Consider the following 19,066-nt stretch of genomic DNA (forward strand, 5'->3'; position numbering starts at 1 on the left):
GTATTGGTTTCATCGCAGGTGTAGCCGATTTGCGACACCGGGCCATTCAGACGCCAATCAGGTGTTTTAGCGGGTGATAGCCGGTTTTCATTTTTGCAGCGACGTCGAGAATCGCCTTCTCGATCCCGTTGAGGTGCGTGCAGGTCAGCTCGATCGCAGCGCTTTGATTGCCAGCCTCGATGTACTCGAGCAAGCGCAGGTGTTCGTCGTCGCGGCAGGCCTGGTGACTGTCGTCGTCGAGCGCGGCGGCATACAGCGAGGCGCGCGAGATCAGCTTCTGGAACCAGTCGAGCAGCACCGGATTGTTCAGGCTGCGCGCCAGTTTGAGGTGGAATTCGCCAAGCAAGTGGATCAGACGTTCGTGGTCGCCGGCCGCATGGGCGGCGTCTTCGAGCAACAAGTGCTCGCGCAGGTCCTGCATGGCAACGGTGTCTTTGCGCCGGCACAGCTCGGTGACAATGCCGATTTCGATCAACCGTCGGGTTTCGAACAGCGAACGCAGCTCTGCGTCACTGGGCAATGATACCGACGCGCCTTTGTTGGGCTCGGTCGTCACCAGGCCATCAGCCTCCAATTGCTTGAGCGCAGCACGCACCGACGTGCGGCTGACATTGAACAATTCGGCCAGCGAAGCCTCGCCCAGCTTCATGCCGGGGCGCAACGAACGCTTGCTGATCGCCGCATAAACCCCTTGGTAGACGCGGTCGACCGTGGTTTCCAGCTTTTTTTCGCTCATTCGAACACTCCTTTGGCATCGGGCAACTCCTCCTGGCAGTGGCTGGCCATGGAGATTCGTCGGGTTCCCGTACCCGTGTGAAGCGCAGAATATCTGCGATCGGCCGAAAGGTGCAGCCTTTTGATTTGTATCTGTTTTGAACGCAGACCAAAACCTGTGAGGCGGGCTTGCCCGCGAAGGGGTTGGCACATTCAACGTCGGCATCGCCTGATGCACCGCTTTCGCGAGCAAGCCCGCTCCCACATTGGTCCGGAGGCAAATCGACAATCTTCAGTACAACCAGAATTCCTGTGGGAGTGGGCTTGCCCGTGAAGGGGTCAGTGAAAGTCCCGGCTTTGCACGTGAATGCCATTAAGCAGTGGACTGAGGTCGCTCAGGCGCCCGGCGATCAAGTGGCGCACATCGCCTTCGCGTTCCCAGCGGCCGTCGACCTTGAGCAATTGCGAACCGACCAGTACCTGTCGCTGCCGCTCAGCCAAGTCACGCCAGACCACCACATTGACGTTGCCAAACTCGTCTTCCAGCGTCACGAACGTCACCCCGCTGGCCGTACCGGGGCGCTGTCGGCCAGTGACCAGGCCTGCCACGCTGACCGGCCGGCCGTGTTCAATATCCATCAATTCCCGCGAGCTGCGGCAACGCCGGGCCTGCAACTCACCACGCAACAATGCCAACGGATGCGGCCCCAGTGTGGTGCCCACCGTCGCGTAATCGGCGTGCAGGTCTTCGCCAACGCTGGGTTTGGGCAGGACGATTTTGATTTCTTCCTCGTTGGGCAGGCCGGCGAAGAGGCCGAGTTGTTTCTGTACCCCGGCCACTTCCCAACGCGCGCGATGACGATGCCCGGCCAGGCCGCGCAGAGCGCCGGAGTCTGCAAGCAAGGCCTGCGCACGACTGTCGAGGGCGGCACGCTCACCCAGGTCAGCGACATTGGCAAAGGCTCCGTGTCGGCGCGCGGCTTCGATACGCCGGGCATCTTCTTCGCGAAACCCCTTGATCATGCGCAGGCCCATGCGAATCGCCGGCTGCCCGGCACTCAGCGGTTCAAGGCTGCAATCCCAGTCGCTGGCGCGCACATCCACCGGACGGATCTGCAACTGGTGTCGGCGCGCGTCCTGCAGAATCTGGTCAGGGCTGTAGAAGCCCATCGGCCAACTGTTGATCAGCGCACAGGCGAACGCCGCCGGCTCGTGGCACTTGAGCCAGCAACTGGCGTAAGTCAGCAAGGCAAAACTGGCAGCGTGGGATTCGGGAAAACCGTAACTGCCGAATCCCTTGATCTGCTCGAAGATCTGCGCGGCGAATTCCGGTGTGTAGCCGTTTTTTTCCATGCCGGCGGCGAGACGCGCCTTGTGCGGCTCCAGTCCACCATGGCGTTTCCACGCAGCCATGGAGCGGCGCAACTGATCGGCCTCGCCGGGACTGTAGTCGGCAGCCACGATGGCGATCTGCATGACCTGTTCCTGAAACAGCGGCACGCCCAGGGTTCTTTCCAGCACGACTTTGAGCGCCGGCGACGGATAGGTTTCCGCTTCTTCATTATTACGTCGGCGCAAGTACGGATGAACCATGCCGCCCTGAATCGGCCCGGGCCGGACGATCGCCACCTCAATGACCAGATCGTAGAACGTCTGCGGCTTCAGACGCGGCAGCATCGACATCTGCGCCCGCGATTCGATTTGAAACACACCGACCGTATCGGCACGGCTGATCATGGCGTAGGTCGGTTTGTCTTCTGGCGGGATCGTTGCGAGCGTCAGGTTCAGATCACGATGACGACGCAGCAAGTCAAAGCAGCGGCGAATCGCACTGAGCATGCCCAACGCCAGAATGTCGACCTTGAGCAGGCCGACGGCATCGAGATCGTCCTTGTCCCACTGAATGATCGTACGGTCGGCCATGGCTGCATTTTCGACCGGCACCAGGGTGTCCAGCGGCTGTTCGGAAATCACGAAACCGCCGGGATGCTGGGACAAGTGCCGGGGGAAGCCGATCAGTTGCCCGGTCAGGCTCAGCACCCGACGCAGCACCGGGCTGTCGGGGTCGAAGCCACCTTCACGCAAGCGTTCCAGCGGCGGCGTTTCATCGCTCCAGCGGCCGCAGCAATCGGCCAGCGCGTTGATCTGATCCGGCGGCAGTCCGAGCGCCTTGGCCACATCGCGCACGGCGCCGGTGGCGTGATAGGTGCTGACCACCGCCGTCAACGCCGCACGCCGCCGACCGTAACGGTTGAACACGTATTGCAGGACTTCTTCACGGCGCTCGTGCTCGAAATCGACATCGATGTCCGGCGGTTCGTTGCGCTCTTTCGACATGAAGCGCTCAAACAGCAGCGTGGTGCGGTCGGGGTCGATCTCGGTGATGCCCAAGGCATAACAGACCGCCGAGTTGGCGGCCGAACCGCGCCCCTGACAGAGGATGTTCTGCGTGCGGGCGAAACACACCACGTCGTGCACGGTGAGGAAGTAGCTTTCGTAGCCGAGCTCGGCGATCAGCTTCAGTTCTTTATTGATCTGTCTGAGCACCTTGAAGGGCGCACCTTTTTCCCAGCGCCAGGCGATGCCTTGTTTGGTCAGGTGCCGCAACCAGGAACTGGCACTCTGGCCCTCGGGCACCAGCTCTTTCGGGTACTGATAACGCAGCTCGCTCAGCTCGAAGGTGCAACGCCTGGCCAATTTGACCGACTCCTCGAGCAAGGCCGGCGGATACAACTCGCGCAGCACTTCGAGACCGCGTAAATGCCGCTCACCATTGGGATGCAGGCGCAGACCCGCTTCGGCCACGGGTACGTGATGACGGATCGCGGTCATGGTGTCCTGCAGGGCGCGGCGCCCCCGTGCATGCATGTGCACATCACCGCTGGCTACTGCCGGGATTTGCAACTCAGCTGCGAGCGTCAGCAATGCCGCCAACCGCTGCTGGTCATTCTGCCCTCGATGCAGTTGCACCGAGAGCCACAAACGTTCACCGAATGTCTGTTTCAGCCAGCGCCCTTCGTTCTGGTCGTTCGCTGAATCCGGCACCCACAACACCAGCAAACCGGGCAGCGCTTGGGCGAAGTCTTCGCGCAAAACCTGATACTGGCCTTTCTGCGTACGGCGCCGGGCCTGGGTGATCAAGCCGCACAGGGCTTGATAACCGGCAAGGTTTTCCACCAGCAGCACCAGTTTCGGGCCGTTATCGATGCGAATTTCGCTACCGATGATCAGCGGCAACTCAACGGATTTTGCTGCTTGCCAAGCACGGACGATCCCGGCCAGGGTGCATTCATCGGTAATCGCCAGCGCTTGATAACCATGCTTTTTCGCCCGCTGAAACAGCTCCAGCGCGCTCGAGGCTCCGCGCTGGAAACTGAAGTTCGACAGGCAATGCAGTTCGGCATATCCGGCATTCATGCGAACCAGCCCTGCAGCCATAGCGGACCGCCCTCACCCACCGCGCGCCAGGCCCAGCCCTGCTGACCGGTGCGGTTCTGGATCAGGTAATAATCACGCCGCACGTCGCCACCGTCCCACCAACCGGACTCGATGCGCTCCGGCCCCATGAGAATCCGCGCTGAACCTTCCGGCACGCTTTGAGGTTCGTTGAGCAACCAGCCCGGGCGCTGCAGGTTGGGCAAGCCTGGACAAGGCTGTTTATCGACGGCGTTCTGCCATGCACACTCGGGGCGGTGATCGGCCTGAAAACGCAGCCCTTGCACCGCGTCATCACCCAACCGTGCGCGCAGGCGCTCGCGCAATTGCTCCCAGGGCAAAGTCTGCTGCGGGCGGTCGTCGAACAGTTCCTGATATTGCGGGACAAAAGTCGGCAGATCCTCGGCGCGCAAGCGAAAACCACGTACCGGCGCCTCGACCTGCACTTGTTCCAGTCGCCCACGGGCCAGTTCGAAGAGCATCGCCGCGTCACGTTCGGCACTGAGCAGGCCGACCTTGATCACCGTGTCCGGCAGCCCGGCATGTTCCAGATGCAGGTCGAAGCGCTGCACTCCGCTGTCGCGTCCACAGAGAAACGCCGACAGATCGCCGGTCAAGCGTCGTAACGGGAACAGCAAGGCCTGATGGGACTGCACATCGAAATTGAGTTCGATGCGGCTATCGAAACGGTCCGGCGGTAGATAGAACGCCAGCGCCAGGGGGCGTGCGCCGAACAGCGTGTCGAGGTGTTTGAGCATTTGAGCTTCGAAACGTCGGGCCAGTGCCTGGCGTGGCAGACTTTGCACCTGACTGAGGTTGCGCAGGCCCATGCGCGATAACGCCGTAGCGACATTCGGCTCCAGCCCGACACGATCAACCGGCAATTGCCCGAGGTGATGCTGCAAGGCTTCGCCGTCCGGCACCACCAAGCCATCGTAGGCATTGGCCAACACCCGCGCGGCCACCGGGTTCGGCGCGGCGACGATGCGGTGACGAAAGCCCAGGTCTTTCAACTCCTGGCGCAGACGGGCTTCGAATTGCGGCCAGGTACCGAACAGACCGAGACTGGATTCGATCTCGAACACCACAGTGCGCGGATAATGCACGCTGACCTGAGCACTGAAACGATAGGCCCAAGCGGCCAGAAACTGCTGCCAGTGCTCGACCTCGGCCAGCTCGTAATCGGCGGTGGCAAAGCCTTTGCTCATGGCTTGCGCGGCAGTCATCGACATGCCGGGGCGCAGGCCGAGTTTGCGCGCCGCCGGATTCACCGCTTGCAGCATCCGGCGCTGGGCCGGGCCGCTGAGCAGGATCAGCGGCTCGTCGGGATCAGGACGCTGACGCAGCACGGCGTCGAGCGCCAATTGCGGAAACAGGATACATACCCAGCGCATGACGATCAGTGCCCCAAAGCAAAGGCAATCGGCGTCGCACGGGCCAGCCCGCCACGGCACTTGAGCACGCGTAGCTGCGCCGGCTTGGCATCGATGGCAATGCGTAACGCTGCCGGTGACGGGTTAACCGCTTCGCTCAACGGGCGCCAGGCAAAAGCCAGGGTCTGGCCGGTTTCCGCCGCCACCTGCAAACGCCGCAAGGCTCGGTCATCAGCCTTGTTTGGCCAACACAGTACCGCGCCGCAACTGCCCGAGCGCAGGCATTGCTCCGCCGCCCACAAGGCATCGCGTTCGCTGGCCTGAATCACTGACAGCTGGCGCAGATCGACTCCGGCATTGGCCCAGGCCTGCGGGTACGGCACGAACGGCGGCGCCACCAGCACGATGCGTTCACCGGCCGCCGACAATCGCGCCAGGGTCGGCCAGACCAGTTGCAACTCGCCGACACCGGGGCCAGCGAGGAGGATTTCGCTCAATGCCGATTCCGGCCAGCCACCGCTGGGCAGGGCCGCGTCCAATGCCGCATGCCCGGTCGGCTGCGGACTCGCCGCCGGTGGCGCAGGCCGGCCGCGCCAGACCTGGCCGCCATTGAACAGCGTATCCAGTGCAACGACGGCGCCCATCAGCCTTGCCTCACCAGACCACAGAACACGCCCTCGATGGCCAGATCCTGATCGTCACGCACGACAATCGGCTTGTACGCCGGGTTGCGCGGCAGCAGGCGCACCTCTTCCCCTACCCGTTCGAAGCGTTTGATGGTGACTTCACCGTCCAGACGCGCAACGACGATCTGGCCATTGAGCGCCTCGGGATTACGCCGCACCCCGACCAGATCGCCGTCGAGGATGCCGTCCTCGATCATCGAGTCGCCCTGCACCCGCAGCAGGTAATCCGGGGCGCGGGAGAACAGTGCAGGGTCGAGCAGCAAACGGTTATGGATGTCGGCATCGGCGCCTATTGGCGCACCGGCGGCCACGCGGCCCAGCACCGCAATCTCCAGCAGCTCAGGGCGCGGCGGCTGGCCGAGCAGGCGAATGCCTCTGGCCTGGTGCGGATTGACCTCGATGAAACCGGCTTCAGTGAGCGCCAGCACATGCTTGCGCGCCACGCTGCGCGAGGCAAAACCGAAAGCCTCGCTGATTTCAGCGAGGCTGGGGGGTTGACCGTGTTCGGCGATGCGATCGCGGATAAAGGTCAGAATGGCGGTACGGCGGGGAGTCAGGTTTGTCATGGAGTACATTTGTACTCCTGTGGGAATTTCCTGACAAGAACCGCCAGTCGGCGCAAGCCGACGTAGGAGCTGCCGAAGGCTGCGATCTGATCGTTCCCACGCTCTGCGTGGGAACGATCATCGGATAAGGTCAGGAATCCAGTTGCGCCAGGTACTCCCACGGGTAAATCCCGCGCTGATGGCCGTCGCTGAACACCAGTTGCACGCCATAACCCTGCGGGTTGACCTCTATCAGGCGTACACGATCATCAACCAGCGGTGTAACGCCGCGCAGGCGAAACGCGCGGCATTGCGAGCACGGGCATTGTCGGCGCAGATCGGCATGCGTGAGCAGCGATTCACGCCCGTCCGGCCACCTCAGGCGTAACGTGCGCGCACTTTGCGAATTGCCCACCGACAGCGGGTTCACTGCAACTGACTCAACGCGATGCGCACAGCTTTGCGCACTTCCGGGTCGCCATCGTCCTGCGCCGCCTGCAACGCGGCCACGGCGCCGCGATCGTTCAATTCACCGAGGGCCAGCGCAGCTTCCTTGCGCAAGTTGCTGATGCGGTGGCCGAGGGTGTCGATCAGCGCGTCCCGCGCCGGGGCGAAGCGCAAGCGGCCGAGGCTGCGAGTGGCGCGCAGGCGCACTTGCCAATAGTCATCGTTCAGTGCTTCGACCAGAGCCGGGCCGGCGTCGCTGTGGCCGACCTTGCCCAGGGTAGTCGCAGCCTCTTCGCGCACTTGCCAGGCAGGGTCGTGCAAGGCTTGGCGCAGCGCCGGCAACACCTCGGCATCGCTGGCCAGACCGAGCGCGCCGGTGGCGGCGCGGCGCACTTCGGTGTCCGGATCGTCGCTGGCCAGTTGCGCCAGGGCTGGCAGCGCGTCGAGCTGTTTGAGCCAGCCGAGCACGCCGACCGCTTCGCGACGAACACTGGCGTCAGCATCCTCCAAGGCGGCGAAGGCAGCCGGCGCGGCTTCGGCGAAGCGCAATTCTCGTAACGCCCGAAAGGCGGCTATGCGCACACTGACATCGGCATGAGTGGTCCACGGCAGAATCACCCGCCCCGCCGCTGCCGTCTTGAGCAGGCTCAGACTCTGCGCCGCGGCCGATTGCACAGCGGGCGCCGGATCCGTCAGTGCCTCGCACAGGGCTTGCACGACCGCTTCGTCCTCCCACGCTTCGAGCAGACGTGCCGCCTCAGCGCGGACGTCCTCGGCGGGATCCTGTCGCAGTCGATCGACCAGCCAGAGCAAGCCATCCGGCTCCTCCAGATCGGCCAGATCAATCAGGGCAATGCGCCGCACGCCGGCGTCTGCAGCCGTCAGACGCGGTTGCAGGGCGAGGATGTCTTCGTTGTCGGTCACAGCAAAAATAGAGGTCATAGGGCAAATCGCGGCAAAGGGTTTTCAGGAGGCAGGCCGAGCGGATTGAGGCGCGGCAGCGGGCGTTCGTTGTCGTGGCGCAGCAGGTCGAGGCAATGGCGTTTGAGGCGAGCGAATGCCGGGCTGGTCACCAGTTCGCTGGTGCGTGGACGCGGGAAATCCAGACGCAAGTCTTCGATGATCCGCCCCGGTCGCGCGCTCATCACCAGCAAGCGGTCAGCGAGAAACAGCGCCTCGTCGATGTCGTGAGTGACGAAAACCACGGTGGTGCGGATGTGCGTCCAGATGTCCAGCAGCAGCTCCTGCATGTTCAGACGGGTCAACGCATCCAGTGCGCCGAAGGGCTCGTCCATCAGCAACAGGCGCGGGCGATTGACCAGCACCCGGGCGATCTCCACCCGCTGCTGCATGCCACCGGAGAGCTGATCCGGCCAGCGTTCGGAAAAGTCTTCGAGACCGACCAGTTTGAGGATTTCATCAGCGGCGCGATGCCGCTCAGCCTTGCCGATGCCGCGCATCTTCAGGCCGAAGGCGACGTTGTCGCGCACCGTTCGCCACGGGAACAACGTGTGATGCTGGAACACCATGCCGCGCTGTGGTGATGGTCCGGCCACCTCGTTGCCGTCGACTTTCAGGCTGCCGGTCTTGGCGCTCAAGTGTCCGGCCAGAGCGCCGAGCAAGGTCGACTTGCCGCAACCGGACGGGCCGAGAATGCACACGAACTGGCCGGGTTCGATCTGGCAATCGAGGCCCTGCACCGCTTCGAAAGCTTCGCGGCCCTGGCCGAGGACGATGGACAACTGGCGGATGTCGATTCGCCCGTCCGGGGTTTGCATAACGCTCATCAGGCTTTGCCTCGCGGTCGATGCCAGGGCGTAAACAAACCGCCCAGGCGTTTGATCAGCCAACTGCTGCCCATGCCCAACACGCCAATCAGGAGCATGCCGACGACAATGTCGGCGTAGTTCTGAATGGTGTAGGACTCCCAGGTGTAGTAACCGATGCCGAACTGCCCGGAGATCATTTCCGCCGTTACCAGACAGAACCACGAGGTGCCCATGCCGATCGCCAGACCAGTGATGATGCTCGGCGCAGCGCCCGGCAGGATCACCTCCAGCAGAATCGCCCGGCGCCCTGCTCCGAGGCTTTTCGCCGAGGCAATCAGGCGTGGATCAACGCCTTCGACGCCGTGCACGGTATTGAGCAGGATCGGGAACAGCGCGCCGGTGAAGGTGATGAAAACCATCGACAATTCCGAGGACGGAAACATCAGGATCGCCAGCGGGATCCAGGCCACGGCGGGGATCGGGCGCAGGACTTCCAGTGGCGGCAACAGAAGGTCTTCGGCCCATTTCGAACGGCCGATGGCCAGGCCCAGCGCGATGCCGATGATCAACGCCGCCAGATAACCGGCGAAGACGCGGCCAAGGCTGCTGCTCAAGTGCTGCCAGAGTTTGCCCGAATCGCCCAGGCCCAGCGCAGCTTCGATGACGGCCAGTGGCGTCGGCACGTTCGCGAAGGTGACCAGGCCGAGGTTCCAGTGGTGACTGGCGGCGAGCTGCCAGAACAATAGGCAGAGCAACAGTGAGGCGGCTCTCGGGAACCAACGTAAACAGGATCGATACACAATTATTCCTCTCAAACCGGGATCCTTTGTGGGAGCGGGCTTGCTCGTGAATGCGGTGTGTCAGGCAATTATTTATTTACTGATGCACCGCCTTCGCGAGCAAGCCCGCTCCCACAGGGAATCGGGCGTACCGAAGATCAGCGCACGGCAACGGCTTGCGCAGTGGCGTCACTGAAATCGAACACCTTGCCGCCCTGCGCCGTGGCGTATTGCTGGGCCTGGCCCTTGAGCAGAAATGCACTGAGGCGGCCCTTGGCGTCGCTGGCAAACCACGCCTGTTCAGCGAGCAACTTGATCCCGCTGTCACTGGCCTGCGCATACACCGCACGAATGTTCTTGCCCTCCTGCTTCAACCCTGCCAACGCGGTGAAGGCCGCTTCAGCCGAGCCATAACGGCGGACTTTTTCCTCGCCACGCACCCAGATTTCCGCGACATGGCTGACGTCGGTGATGGCTTTGCCCGTCGCCGCATCCACACCCGGCAACGGCGTCTGCGCGTAGTTGGCCAGTTGCGCGGTGTAATCGAGGTTCGCAGCCTTGAAGGCGGCGCGGATGTACTGGTCGTCGATGAAGCTGTTCAGGTCGAGACCGCGATCGGCTTTCTTCAGCAGCTTCAAGGTATCGATGGCGGTACCGACGGCCTGACGGTATTCAGGTTTCCAGCTCAGGTCGCGGGTCTGCACGCCCAGCGGGCCGTGGAACAGGTAGTTGACCTCGGCATCGACCCCAGTGACTTTGGCGATCAGTTCGCTGTACTTCTCCGGTTCGGCGGCGAGCAGTTGGTTGGCTTCGATGCTCGCACGCAGATAGGCGACGACGATTTCCGGATACTTTTTCGCATAGGCCTGATCCACCAATGCGCCGTGAAAAGTCGGCGCGTTGGCTTGGGCGCCATCGTAGATCTTGCGGGCGAAGCCACGACTCGGGAACAGTTCGGCGAACGGTACGAAATCGGCGTGGGCGTCGATCTTGCCGGCCTGCAATGCCGAGCCAGCGACTTCCGGTGGCTGGGCGATGATGTTGACATCCTTGAGCGGGTCCCAGCCCTGCTCTGCCACGGCACGCAGCAACATGCCGTGGGCTGTCGAGGCGAACGGCACTGAAATGGTCTTGCCCTTGAGTTCTCCCAAGCTCTGCACGGGCGAGGCACTCGGTACGACGATGCCGTTGCCACTGCCTTTGATGCTGCCCGACAGCACGCTGATGAACAGGCTGTGCTTGCCTGCGGATTGGAACGCCACACCGTTGAACGCACCGGGGAAATCGGCCATCGCCCCGAAGTCGAGTTTGCCGGCGACCATCTCGTTGGTCAGCGGTGCTCCGCTGGTGAAGTTCTTCCACTGCACGTCGTACTTCGCGTCTTTATATGCGCCGTCGTGGGGCAGGTATTTGTCGAGCAAGCCAAGCTCACGGATCAGCAGCCCGCCGGCGGCGCAGTTGATGGTGGTGTCCTGGGTGCCGATGGCGATGCGGATGGTTTCGGCCGAGGCCGACAAGGTGAACGAAGCCAGTACCAGACTGGCAATTGCTGCACGCAACATGAGTGTTTCCCCTCGAATCGTTTATTTGAAATTCGTCTCCGCCGCGATCAGGGCGCGGTGGGAAACGAGGGGTTTTCGGTGAATCGAGCGTCCGGGGTTTCCGGGTAGCTAATGGCTTGCCACAAATCCCCTGTAGGAGCTGCCGAAGGCTGCGATCTGTTGATTTTGCTTTTCAGATCAACAGATCGCAGCCTTCGGCAGCTCCTACAGGGATCGGGTTTCAACGCAACAAATAAGGGATGTCGACCTTCACCGCCCCCGTCGGGCAATCCTTCTCGCACGGCATGCAATACCAGCATTCATCGAACGCCATGTAGGCCTTTTGCGTGGCCGGGTTGATCGCCAGCAGGTCCATCGGGCAGACGTCGACACACACGGTGCAGCCCTTTTCGGCGATGCATTTGTCCTCGTCCACGGTGACCGGGGCGTTGGAGCGGAAGAATATTTCCTGAGCTTGATAAGCCATGGTTCGGACCCTCTTGTTTAGTCGTGCATCAAGCGGCGAAGGCGCCCACGCGCAAGCGGTCGTAGGCCTGCATTTCTTCGGCGTCGAGCGGGATGATGTAGGGCTCGACGGCTTTCCTGAAACTGGTCATGGCCCCGTCTTCGCCCTTCTTCAGATGGCAATGGCAGAACCATTCGGCGTCGTTGCGCTGCGGATGATCGACGCGATAGTGGTACAGGCCCCAGCGGCTTTCGGCGCGGAACAACGAGGCGCGGGCGGCCATTTCGGCGCAGTCGCGGATCACGCTGGTTTCCATCGCGCGCATCAATTCGTGGGCATTGTTGGCCTTCATCTGCTCGAGATCGCGTTCAATGTCGCTGAAGCGCTGCAGGCCGATCTGCATCTTTTTGGTCACTTTCGGCGGTTGCAGATAGTCGTTGACGAAGCGCCGCAGCTTGTACTCGACCTGCGCCGGCGGCAGGCCGTGTTCGCGATCAAGCGGCGCATAGACCCGGGCTTTTTCCCTGGCGATCTGCTCGCTGTCCAGTGCAGAAAAATCGCGCCCGGCAACAAAGTCCGCCGCGTTGTGCCCGGCGAACCAACCATAAGTGAACGCGCCGAGCATGTAGTTGTGCGGCACCGCGGCCATGTCGCCGGCCGAGTACAAGCCTTTGACCGACGTCTCGGCACGCTCATTGACCCACACGCCCGACGCCGAATGGCCGCTGCAGAAACCGATTTCCGAAATGTGCATTTCGACCATCTGCGTGCGGTAGTCGGTGCCGCGATTGGCGTGGAACTGACCACGGCTCGGGCGCTCGTTGCTGTGCAGGATTTCCTCGATGTTCTGGATGGTTTCCTCGGCCAGGTGATCGAGCTTGAGAAACACCGGACCGTTGCCGCTCTCCAGTTCCTGATGAAATTCCCACATCATCTGCCCGCTCCAGTAGTCGCACTCGATGAAGCGTTCGCCTTTGTTGTTGGCGGTGTAGCCACCCAGCGGGCCGGTGACGTAGGCACACGCCGGGCCGTTGTAATCCTTGATCAGCGGGTTGATCTGGAAGCACTCGAGATTGGCCAGTTCAGCGCCGGCGTGATAGGCCATCGCATAGCCGTCGCCGGCATTGGTCGGGTTTTCGTAGGTGCCCATCAAGTAGCCCGACGACGGCAGACCGAGGCGTCCGGCCGCGCCGCAGGCGAGAATCACCGCTTTCGCCTTGATGACATGGAAGTCGGCGGTGCGGCAATCGAAGCCCATCACACCGTTGACCGCGCCCTCCTCGTCGGTCAGCAAACGCGTGCAGACCAGGCGATTGGTGATGCTTACCCGCGCGCGTTTCAACTGCCGATACAGGACTTTCTTGATGTCGTGCCCTTCCGGCATCGGCAGCACATAGGCGCCCATGTGGTGGACCTTTTTCACCGCGTAGTCGCCGGTCTCGTCCTTCTCGAACTTCACGCCCCAGCGGTCGAGTTGTTCGATGGTTTCAAAACTGTGCGTCGCATAGGCGTACACCGCCGCCTGATTGACGATGCCGTCGTTGGCGATGGTGATTTCCTTGGTGTACTGCTCCGGCGTCGAATGCCCCGGGATGATCGCGTTGTTCAGGCCGTCCATGCCCATGCTGATCGCCCCGCTGCGTTTGACGTTGGCCTTGTCGACCAGCAGCACGCGCAAATCGGGGTTCTTCTCTTTGGCCTTGATCGCCGCCATTGGCCCGGCTGTACCGCCACCAATCACGACAATGTCGTATTCCTGCTCCAGCGTATTGCGCGTCATGCCTGCTCCCCTTTTTGCCGATCGATCCGCAGGCGGTACTGGAACGCGTCGCCACGGTAATAAAGGTGTTCGAAGTCCAGCGGCTGGCCTTGGGCGTCGTGGGTCAGGCGCTCGATACGCATGATCGGCGAGCCGGCTTCGACGTCTAGCGCCTGGGTCAGATCGCTGTCTGCCAGTACCGCGTCGATGGCCAGATCGGCGTGGCCGAGGGCGATGCCGCAGTCGTTTTCAAGGATCAGGAAAATGTCCCGGGTGACCAGATCCGCCTTCTCCAGCCGCTCGCCGACAGCTTTGGGCAGGTAGGTGATTTCCAGCGAGATCGGCTCGCGGTTGATCAGCCGCACGCGTTTGATCTGCGCGACAATCTCGCCTTCGGCCACCTGCAACCGCTCGGCGACGCGCTTGTCGGCTGGAATGAATTTGAAACTGCGCAGACGGTTTATCACCTCGTAGCCGCGCCCGGTCATCGACTCGGCGAGGCCTTGCAGGCTGCTGACGTTCTGAAAGGTTTTCGGCTTGGCGACAAAAGTCCCTTTGCCGTGGATCTTGAAGATCAGCCCTTCCTTTTGCAGATCACCCAGCGCCTGGCGCACGGTGATGCGGCTGACTTTGAACAGCGCACCCAGCTCGCTTTCGGAAGGCATCTGACTGTCTTGCGGGTATTCACCGTCGAGAATCCGCGCACGCAGCACATCGCGCAGTTGGGTGTGCAGCGGAACGCTGCTGAGGGAGAGAACGTTATCGGTCATCACGGGATCACTTGTTATAACGAGTTATGACGTGATCTTAGAGAGGTTATGACGAGGTTGAGAAATATTGTTTGGGCATAACCTTAGATGGTTACAGGAGATCCAAAATGTGGGAGCGGGCTACTCGCGAAGGCGGTGTGTCAGCGAAGAATTAGCTAACAGCAAAACCGCTTTCGCGAGCAAGCCCGCTCCCACAATGGAGTCGATGTGTGATCGGGATATCAGACGCGTTTGAGGATCCGGTCCATGACCCAGTCGGTCTTGACGGCTTGCTCGGCCACGGCAGGATGGTGGGATTCCCCGCGAATATGCGCATTCATCCCCAGCACGTGATGCCACTGGATATGCTCATGATGAGCGATCTCCAGGCTGATCTGTTGATCCGCAAACAGTTGCACCGGATGCTCATCAAACACCGAAAAACCGATACGTCCCTGGCTGCCGATAATCTCGACGCGGTCCTCACGCCGGTCCGCAACAAAATTCCAGCAGCCCATGCCCAGCGCCCCGGAGGCGAATCGCCAACTGGCGCTGACCGCATCTTCCGCCGCGTACAAACCCGCCTGATGCGCGGTGAAGCCGGCGACTTCAACGATGTCGCCGAGCAGATACTGAAACAGGTCCAGGCCATGGCTGGCCAGGTCGGCAAAGTAACCACCGCCCGCCACCGCCGGATCGGTGCGCCAATTATCCCGACCCTCTAGATCAGCCGGCGACGGCGCTTTCGTCAGCGTCCAGCTCAGATGGCGGACATCACCGATGCGCCCCTCCTCCAGCCATCGCCGCACCTGCGCAAAGCGCGGCAGCGAGCGGCGATAATACGAGACGAACAAATGCAGACCGGCAGCGGCAAACGCTTGCTGCATCTCACGGCTCTGCCCGGCATTAAGCGCCATGGGTTTTTCCACGCAGCAATGCTTGCCGGCGGCAGCGACTTTCAGGCTGTAGGCGTGGTGGCTGTCAGGCGGTGTGGCGATATACACCGCGTCAACTTGCGGATCGTTGATCAGCGCATCGACATCGGTGTAGACGCGACTGATGCCGTGGCGCGCGGCGTAGTCGGTCACCGCTTCGAAGCGTCGGCCCATCACCGCGACCAGTGCCGAACCGGGCGCTTTGTAGAAGGCCGGCCCGCTCTTGCATTCCGCGACACTGCCGCAACCGATCATGCCCCAGCGCACCACGTTCATCTCCAGTCCTCAGCCGATGCGCAGCGCGCGCAGATCAAGGCGTCCGTCCTTGAGTGGCGGGCACCAGTAGTAGCCGCCGGTGATCGGTCGGCTGATCTGGTACAAGCCATCGGCAATGCCGTCCTCCAGACCGCTCATGCGCCGCAGTTGTGCTTCGAAGGCATCCAGCGAGAAACCGAAAGCAAGGAACATCAATCCGGCCCGATCGCCTTCGATCCAAGGCATCGAACGGCGCACGACAAACGCTTCGGGCGCAAAGCTTTCCTGTGCGGTGCGTTTGACGTGGGCGGAAATCGGCGCGTCATCAATTTCTTCGTTATCGCTCAAGCGACGCCCCATGATGTCGTCCTTGGCGCCGGCAGACAGGCGATGAAAGCCCTTGAGGTCATGCTGCCATTGCTGGATCGCGGCGAAGCTGCCGCCGACCAGCCCGTCAGCGCCGGTGCTCAGCAGCGCGGCGGCGACAGCGGCGTCATCGTGCGGGTTTTCCGTGCCGTCCTCGTAACCGGTGAGATCGTGGCCGTCCATGTGGCGGAAAGCTTCCTGCATCTCTACCAGACGCAAGGCCGGGGCCAGCGCCGCCTCGAAGGCACTGCAACGGTTGAGCAGCTCACCCCGGTCAATCCCGTGCAGCCAGATCCACAGGGCATGCTGGGTCGACGGGTTGTTCACGCCAACGCCGGTCAGCGCCGGGAAGCTGCGCAGGCCAGCGATTTCTACGTTCAACGCCTTGGTCAACGACTCACCAAAACCCACCACCGCCGACTTGCCATCTACCAGCATCAGCAGGTTGTCGATCGCTTGCGGCAAGGCTTCAACCGACGCCAGGGCGAAAAACAGATGACGTGCTTGCGCTGGAACAGGGGTGGCGAGAATGCCCGGCTGGTAGTAACTCATGTGAACTCCTTGAAAAAGTGCGCGGAGTTTACCTGTAGCCGGAGGGTTTGTGTGGGTGGCGCGAGCGTTGCCGTTTCAGGGTGAACGGTCTTCGATCAACGCCTTCAAAGCCAGCGCATCGGCCGTGGCGGCACCGCTGGCGGTGTTATCGAAGATGCACCAGATGCCCTTGCCTTCGGCATTCGCGCGCCGCAGGTTTTGGGCAAGCTGTTGCAGCCAAGGCGCTTCATAGGCGCTGTGATAAATCCGTGGCGAGCCATGCAGGCGCCAATAGTGCAGGCCTTGCCAGCCGCCCGGCGCGGTATCGGTGCTGATCCTCGATGGATCGACCACCGCTTGGGCAATCTGCAGATCCACCAGCATGGCCTCAGCGTCAGTCCACGATTCGTGTCGCGGTTCCAGCACCACGCGGCCTTGGAACCGCTCGCGCAGGGCACGAAAAAACGCCTCGGCCACCGGCGCCTCAAACGCCAGTTTCGGTGGCAGTTGCACCAGCAGGCAGCCGAGCCGATCACCCAAGCCCTGGCACTGTCCGAGAAACTCATCAAGGGCAGCCGCGCTGTCCGCCAGCCGTTGCTCGTGGGTAATGAGCTTCGGCACTTTGACTGCAAAGCGAAAGTCCGGCGCCACCGAATTGGCCCAGCGCTCATAGGTCTGGCGCCGATGCGGACGATAGAACGAGCTGTTGATCTCCACACAGTTGAAGCGCGCGGCGTAGCGTTGCAGGTGCGTGCCCTCGGCGGGGAATGCCGGCCAGTGCTCGCGCCCGAGACTCCAGCCGGCGCAACCGATGAATATCGCTGGTTCGTTCAAGCGCACACCGTCATTTCTTGCCCGGCAACACGGCGCCCAGCACCTGCTTGGCGGTCTGCACGATCACCCCGGCTTCGTCCGGATCGCCTTTGAGCAACGTCGTGGCGAATTTCTTCGCTTGCTCAAGCTTGATATGCGGCGGCAGCGGCGGCACGTTCGGGTCGGTCTTGAACTCGATCAGCACCGGCACTTCCGAGGCGAGCGCCTGCTCCCATGCAGACGCCACGTCTTCTTCGCGATCCACGAAAATGCCCTTGAGACCAATGGAAATCGCAAACAGGTGGTACGGCACGTCGGGAATGCTCTGCGACGCTTCGAACTTGGGATCGCCCTCCATCACCCGCTGTTCCCAGGTGACTTGATTGAGATCTTCGTTGTTGAACACCGCGCAGATCCATTTCGGGCTCTGCCATTGCCGCCAGTATTTGGCGACGGTGATCAGCTCGGCCATGTTGTTCATCTGCATCGCGCCGTCGCCGACCAGGGCAATGACCGGTCGCTCGGGAAAAGCGAATTTTGCTGCGATCGCATACGGCACCGCCGCGCCCATTGAAGCCAGACCACCGGACAAAGAGCATTTCATGCCGCGACGGATTTTCAGATCTCGGGCATACCAGTTGGCGCACGAGCCGGAGTCGCTGGTGATGATGGCCTGCTCGGGCAAGCGCGGTGACAACTCGTAGACCACCCGTTGCGGGTTGACCGGATCGGCTTTGGCCATGGCGCGTTTTTCCAGGGTTTTCTCCCAGCTGCTGCGCCAGCCTTCGATCTTCTTGCGCCATTTGCTTGAGGTCTTCTGTTCCAGCAGCGGCAGCAACGCGGCGAGGGTTTCCGCTGAATCACCGACCAGATTGACCTCCATCGGATAACGCAGGCTGAGCATGTCCGGCTGCAAGTCGATCTGCACGCCGCGCGCCTGGCCTTCCTTGGGCAGAAACTCGGAATACGGGAAGCCCGAGCCGATCATCAGCAAGGTGTCACACTCGCTCATCAGCTTGTAGCTGGGCTCGGTGCCGAGCAGGCCGATGCTGCCGGTGACCCACAGCAAATCGTCGGGCAGCGCTGCTTTGCCCAACAAGGCTTTAGCAACACCCGCGCCGAGCTTTTCCGCTACGGCGATGACCAGATCGGTCGCCTCCAACGCGCCGGCACCGACCAGAATCGCGACTTTCTCGCCACTGTTCAGCACCTCGGCGGCGCGTTGCAGATCGGCCGCATAAGGAACGACTTTCGGCTTGCTATACCCGACGCCGGAATGCGCGGTGCCATGGGCGCGCGCCGGTTGTTCGTAGGGCAGATCCTGCAAGTCATTGGGCAGAATCAGTGCGGTGACCCGGCGCTCGCCGACCGCAGTGCGCACCGCGCGATCAAGCAGATGGCGCACTTGCGAAGGCGCCGAAGCCTGCTGCACAAAAGCACCGGCGACATCCTTGAACATCGACACCAGATCCAGCTCTTGCTGGTAGTGGCTGCCCAGCGCCGTGCGCGCTTGCTGGCCGACGATGGCCAGGACTGGCATGTGGTCCATGCGCGCATCGTAGAGGCCGGTGATCAGGTGCGAAGCACCGGGGCCGGAGGTAGCGATGCACACCCCCAGCTCGCCGGTAAACTTGGCGTGGGCCGAGGCCATGAACGCAGCCATTTCCTCGTGTCGCGCCTGGACGAATTCGATCTTGCCCTTGGCCCGGCTCATCGCGCCAAACACACCGTTGATGCCATCGCCCGGATAGCCAAAAATCCGCGTCACGCCCCACTCGCTGAGCCGTTCAACCAGAAAATCCCCTACTGTCATCGTCATCTTGACCCTCGCCATTTACCGCTGCATGGACATGTAAGGGTCTGGACAGTGCTCTGCGCGATGAAGTTTCGCTGGATTGCGCGG

At 62.1% G+C, this 19,066-nt stretch carries 17 protein-coding genes; all 17 read right to left on the bottom strand.

The genetic code is table 11. The features are described from left to right. Positions 1 to 46 precede the first annotated feature (46 nt). Positions 47 to 736 (bottom strand): GntR family transcriptional regulator, encoded by a 690-nt coding sequence (locus ACP7D9_RS09315; RefSeq protein WP_076563214.1) that lies wholly within the window; start codon positions 734 to 736, stop codon positions 47 to 49. 317 nt (positions 737 to 1,053) lie between these two features. Further along, entirely contained in the window at positions 1,054 to 4,152 is a 3,099-nt protein-coding gene (locus ACP7D9_RS09320; protein ID WP_426156920.1) for an error-prone DNA polymerase, read from the bottom strand. Then, positions 4,128 to 5,543 carry a Y-family DNA polymerase gene (locus ACP7D9_RS09325; protein ID WP_426156922.1) on the bottom strand — a complete coding sequence of 472 codons (1,416 nt, stop codon included), beginning with the start codon at positions 5,541 to 5,543 and terminating at the stop codon, positions 4,128 to 4,130. The genes ACP7D9_RS09320 and ACP7D9_RS09325 overlap by 25 nt, the downstream gene beginning before the upstream one ends. Positions 5,544 to 5,548: 5 nt before the next feature. Continuing rightward, the gene (gene imuA / locus ACP7D9_RS09330; RefSeq protein ID WP_101162274.1) at positions 5,549 to 6,166 is read right to left on the bottom strand and encodes a translesion DNA synthesis-associated protein ImuA; all 618 of its coding nucleotides are present in this window, start codon (positions 6,164 to 6,166) and stop codon (positions 5,549 to 5,551) included. Further along, the gene (gene lexA, locus ACP7D9_RS09335) at positions 6,166 to 6,783 is read right to left on the bottom strand and encodes a transcriptional repressor LexA (protein ID WP_101162276.1); all 618 of its coding nucleotides are present in this window, start codon (positions 6,781 to 6,783) and stop codon (positions 6,166 to 6,168) included. The genes imuA and lexA overlap by 1 nt, the downstream gene beginning before the upstream one ends. Positions 6,784 to 6,904: 121 nt before the next feature. Then, a complete protein-coding gene (locus ACP7D9_RS09340) occupies positions 6,905 to 7,183 on the bottom strand; it encodes a DUF971 domain-containing protein (RefSeq protein ID WP_426156925.1) in 279 nt (92 codons plus the stop codon). After that, entirely contained in the window at positions 7,180 to 8,142 is a 963-nt protein-coding gene (locus ACP7D9_RS09345; RefSeq protein WP_426156927.1) for a HEAT repeat domain-containing protein, read from the bottom strand. Before ACP7D9_RS09345 ends, ACP7D9_RS09340 begins: the two co-directional genes overlap by 4 nt. Next, positions 8,139 to 8,987, bottom strand: a complete 849-nt coding sequence (locus ACP7D9_RS09350; protein ID WP_101162281.1) for an ABC transporter ATP-binding protein — start codon at positions 8,985 to 8,987, stop codon at positions 8,139 to 8,141. Before ACP7D9_RS09350 ends, ACP7D9_RS09345 begins: the two co-directional genes overlap by 4 nt. Then, a complete protein-coding gene (locus ACP7D9_RS09355) occupies positions 8,987 to 9,769 on the bottom strand; it encodes an ABC transporter permease (protein WP_426156929.1) in 783 nt (260 codons plus the stop codon). The genes ACP7D9_RS09350 and ACP7D9_RS09355 overlap by 1 nt, the downstream gene beginning before the upstream one ends. A 137-nt stretch (positions 9,770 to 9,906) precedes the next feature. Then, positions 9,907 to 11,310: an ABC transporter substrate-binding protein gene (locus ACP7D9_RS09360; protein ID WP_426156931.1), complete on the bottom strand. Its 1,404-nt coding sequence runs from the start codon at positions 11,308 to 11,310 to the stop codon at positions 9,907 to 9,909. Positions 11,311 to 11,530: 220 nt separating this feature from the next. Then, a complete protein-coding gene (locus ACP7D9_RS09365) occupies positions 11,531 to 11,776 on the bottom strand; it encodes a 4Fe-4S dicluster domain-containing protein (protein WP_003225615.1) in 246 nt (81 codons plus the stop codon). 28 nt (positions 11,777 to 11,804) lie between these two features. Then, positions 11,805 to 13,535 carry a fumarate reductase/succinate dehydrogenase flavoprotein subunit gene (locus ACP7D9_RS09370; protein WP_426156933.1) on the bottom strand — a complete coding sequence of 577 codons (1,731 nt, stop codon included), beginning with the start codon at positions 13,533 to 13,535 and terminating at the stop codon, positions 11,805 to 11,807. Next, positions 13,532 to 14,284 (bottom strand): GntR family transcriptional regulator, encoded by a 753-nt coding sequence (locus ACP7D9_RS09375; RefSeq protein ID WP_426156935.1) that lies wholly within the window; start codon positions 14,282 to 14,284, stop codon positions 13,532 to 13,534. The genes ACP7D9_RS09370 and ACP7D9_RS09375 overlap by 4 nt, the downstream gene beginning before the upstream one ends. 221 nt (positions 14,285 to 14,505) lie before the next feature. Beyond that, complete coding sequence (locus ACP7D9_RS09380) at positions 14,506 to 15,474, bottom strand: Gfo/Idh/MocA family protein (RefSeq protein ID WP_426156937.1); 969 nt, start codon at positions 15,472 to 15,474, stop codon at positions 14,506 to 14,508. A gap of 9 nt (positions 15,475 to 15,483) precedes the next feature. After that, complete coding sequence (locus ACP7D9_RS09385) at positions 15,484 to 16,371, bottom strand: Dyp-type peroxidase (protein ID WP_312998875.1); 888 nt, start codon at positions 16,369 to 16,371, stop codon at positions 15,484 to 15,486. Between the two features lie 75 nt (positions 16,372 to 16,446). Continuing rightward, positions 16,447 to 17,184: a DUF72 domain-containing protein gene (locus ACP7D9_RS09390; protein ID WP_426156939.1), complete on the bottom strand. Its 738-nt coding sequence runs from the start codon at positions 17,182 to 17,184 to the stop codon at positions 16,447 to 16,449. 10 nt (positions 17,185 to 17,194) lie between these two features. After that, the gene (locus ACP7D9_RS09395; protein ID WP_101162294.1) at positions 17,195 to 18,982 is read right to left on the bottom strand and encodes a thiamine pyrophosphate-requiring protein; all 1,788 of its coding nucleotides are present in this window, start codon (positions 18,980 to 18,982) and stop codon (positions 17,195 to 17,197) included. Positions 18,983 to 19,066 lie beyond the last annotated feature (84 nt).

Source organism: Pseudomonas sp. TSRC2-2 (assembly GCF_049897785.1).
Taxonomy (GTDB): Bacteria; Pseudomonadota; Gammaproteobacteria; order Pseudomonadales; family Pseudomonadaceae; genus Aquipseudomonas.

Bases quoted from the DNA above. Each gene is read 5' to 3' on its own strand.
- ACP7D9_RS09375 (WP_426156935.1), bottom strand. From the start codon at position 14,284: ATGACCGATAACGTTCTCTCCCTCAGCAGCGTTCCGCTGCACACCCAA.
- ACP7D9_RS09350 (WP_101162281.1), bottom strand. From the start codon at position 8,987: ATGAGCGTTATGCAAACCCCGGACGGGCGAATCGACATCCGCCAGTTG.
- lexA (WP_101162276.1), bottom strand. From the start codon at position 6,783: ATGTACTCCATGACAAACCTGACTCCCCGCCGTACCGCCATTCTGACC.
- ACP7D9_RS09320 (WP_426156920.1), bottom strand. From the start codon at position 4,152: ATGGCTGCAGGGCTGGTTCGCATGAATGCCGGATATGCCGAACTGCAT.
- ACP7D9_RS09315 (WP_076563214.1), bottom strand. From the start codon at position 736: ATGAGCGAAAAAAAGCTGGAAACCACGGTCGACCGCGTCTACCAAGGG.
- ACP7D9_RS09380 (WP_426156937.1), bottom strand. From the start codon at position 15,474: ATGAACGTGGTGCGCTGGGGCATGATCGGTTGCGGCAGTGTCGCGGAA.
- ACP7D9_RS09365 (WP_003225615.1), bottom strand. From the start codon at position 11,776: ATGGCTTATCAAGCTCAGGAAATATTCTTCCGCTCCAACGCCCCGGTC.
- ACP7D9_RS09345 (WP_426156927.1), bottom strand. From the start codon at position 8,142: ATGACCTCTATTTTTGCTGTGACCGACAACGAAGACATCCTCGCCCTG.
- ACP7D9_RS09325 (WP_426156922.1), bottom strand. From the start codon at position 5,543: ATGCGCTGGGTATGTATCCTGTTTCCGCAATTGGCGCTCGACGCCGTG.
- ACP7D9_RS09385 (WP_312998875.1), bottom strand. From the start codon at position 16,371: ATGAGTTACTACCAGCCGGGCATTCTCGCCACCCCTGTTCCAGCGCAA.
- ACP7D9_RS09370 (WP_426156933.1), bottom strand. From the start codon at position 13,535: ATGACGCGCAATACGCTGGAGCAGGAATACGACATTGTCGTGATTGGT.
- ACP7D9_RS09360 (WP_426156931.1), bottom strand. From the start codon at position 11,310: ATGTTGCGTGCAGCAATTGCCAGTCTGGTACTGGCTTCGTTCACCTTG.
- ACP7D9_RS09395 (WP_101162294.1), bottom strand. From the start codon at position 18,982: ATGACGATGACAGTAGGGGATTTTCTGGTTGAACGGCTCAGCGAGTGG.
- imuA (WP_101162274.1), bottom strand. From the start codon at position 6,166: ATGGGCGCCGTCGTTGCACTGGATACGCTGTTCAATGGCGGCCAGGTC.